The following is a 1,826-nucleotide window of genomic DNA, read 5'->3' as shown; positions in this document are numbered from 1 at the left end:
GGTCCGCCGGCAATTCGGTGCCGTCCGACAGCAGCACGGAATGCGCTTTCAGCTCCGCCACATCGACGCCGCTTTTCAACTTGATCTTGCCATCGGCGACGAGGTCGGACGCGCCGACGTCGATGTAATAGCCCGAGCCGCGCCGCAGATACTTCATGAAGAGACCCGAGCCGTCGTCGCCGAAATCAAGCATGAAACCCGCGCGTTCGAGCCGCGCGTAAAACTCGGCGTCGAGTTCGCGGATCTTCTCGTAGACGGGAATCTGGAACTCGTGAAGGATCTTGTACGGCAACGACGCGAAGGTCATGTCGGCTTTCCATGTCGTCATGCCCGAGGCGACCGCGCGCTCCGAATAAAGATCGCCGAGCGCATGCTCCATCAGCGATTCCGATTTCACGATATGCGTCGACGAGCGCTGCACCATAGTGACGTCCACGCCCGCCTCCCACAGCGCGCCGCAGATGTCGTGGGCTGAATTGTTTGCGCCGATCACCACCACTTTCCTGCCACGATACGCGTCGGGGCCGGGATGTTGCGAAGAATGGTGCTGCTCGCCCTCGAACACGTCGCGGCCTTTGAACGCGGGAATATTCGGCTTGCCCGACATGCCCGTTGCGAGCACGAGTTGTCTGGGGCGCAGCGTCAGTGTCTCGCCGCCGCGCTCGACTTCGACCACCCATTCCTTCGCGGCTTCGTCGTAGCGCGCTGATTTGCAGGTTGTCGAACTCCAGTAGTTCAGCTCCATCACCTTCGTGTACATCTCGAGCCAGTCGCCCACTTTGTCCTTAGGCGTGAACACCGGCCAGTTGTCGGGAAACGGCAGATAAGGCATGTGGTCGTACCAGACGGGATCGTGCAGGCACAGTGTCTTGTAGCGCTTGCGCCATGCGTCGCCCGGCTTGTCGTTCTTGTCGATGATGATGGCCGGCACGTTCAGTTGCCGCAGCCGCGCACCGAGCGCGATGCCGCCCTGTCCGCCACCGACGATCAGACAATACGGCTGCTTCGTCACACCCAGCGTTTCGCTTTCATGCTCGCGATGTTCCTTCCAGCTCGTTCGGCCGGCGCGCGCGCCGTGCTCCGCGCCCATCGGCCGCTTGAAATTCTTCGGCTCCTCGTGGCCCTTCAGTTCGCTCATCACCGTGAGCAGCGTCCAGATCCGGCCGTTCTTCAGGCGGATGAAACCATTGCCGCGCGCAACGCCCGTCTCGAACGTGATCCACGCCTGTGCGATCCCATCCGCTTCGGTTTCGGGCTCACCGGTTGCGACGCGAAAATTCGACGGATCGGCGCTATCCAGTTGCGCCTCCAGCATCGCAGCGATCTGTTCGCGGCCTTCCATGGTCTTGATGTTCCAGGTGAGACTCACGAGGTCGCGCCAGTAGCAGTCCGGCTGGAACAACTCGACGACGGCGGGAATGTCCCGGTTCGCGAGCGCGGTGTTCAGGCGCTCGAGCACGCCTGCTACGACGGAAATCGGATTGGCTTCGGCCACGGTTACTCCTCCATTGGAACGGATGGTCAATACATTGCTGAAGGCGGGTTTCTCGCCCGCACTGGAACTGGAACGCTAAAAGCCGCGTGAGTCAGCGCCGATGAGGCGGCACGATGTCGTGCTTCGCGATGCGCCGGTAGAGCGTCGCCCGCGACATGCCGAGCAGCTTCGCCGCTTCGATCGGGCGCCATTTGGCCGTCGTGAGCGCGTTGACGATCTCGATCGCGCCCTGCGCCTCGAGATCCGCCGAGACGCGTTGGCCCAGCGCGAGCGCGCCGGCGAGATCGGGCGAACGGACGGTCTCTTCGGCGCGCAGCACGCGACGGCCATC

General features: G+C 62.8%; 2 protein-coding genes. Both read right to left on the bottom strand.

Translation table 11 applies throughout. The features are described from left to right. Positions 1 to 1,495, bottom strand: a 1,495-nt coding sequence (locus tag AWB66_RS32410; RefSeq protein WP_087634041.1) for an NAD(P)/FAD-dependent oxidoreductase, incomplete at its 3' end; no start/stop codon positions are given. Positions 1,496 to 1,586: 91 nt separating this feature from the next. After that, positions 1,587 to 1,826: helix-turn-helix domain-containing protein (locus tag AWB66_RS34805; RefSeq protein ID WP_327355883.1), on the bottom strand; the 240-nt coding region annotated here is incomplete at its 5' end.

This window comes from Caballeronia telluris, from assembly GCF_001544495.1.
In the GTDB taxonomy this organism is placed as follows: Bacteria; Pseudomonadota; Gammaproteobacteria; order Burkholderiales; family Burkholderiaceae; genus Caballeronia; species Caballeronia telluris.
Note: the sequence above shows the minus strand (reverse complement) of the source record. Positions and strands in the feature narration are given on the sequence as shown.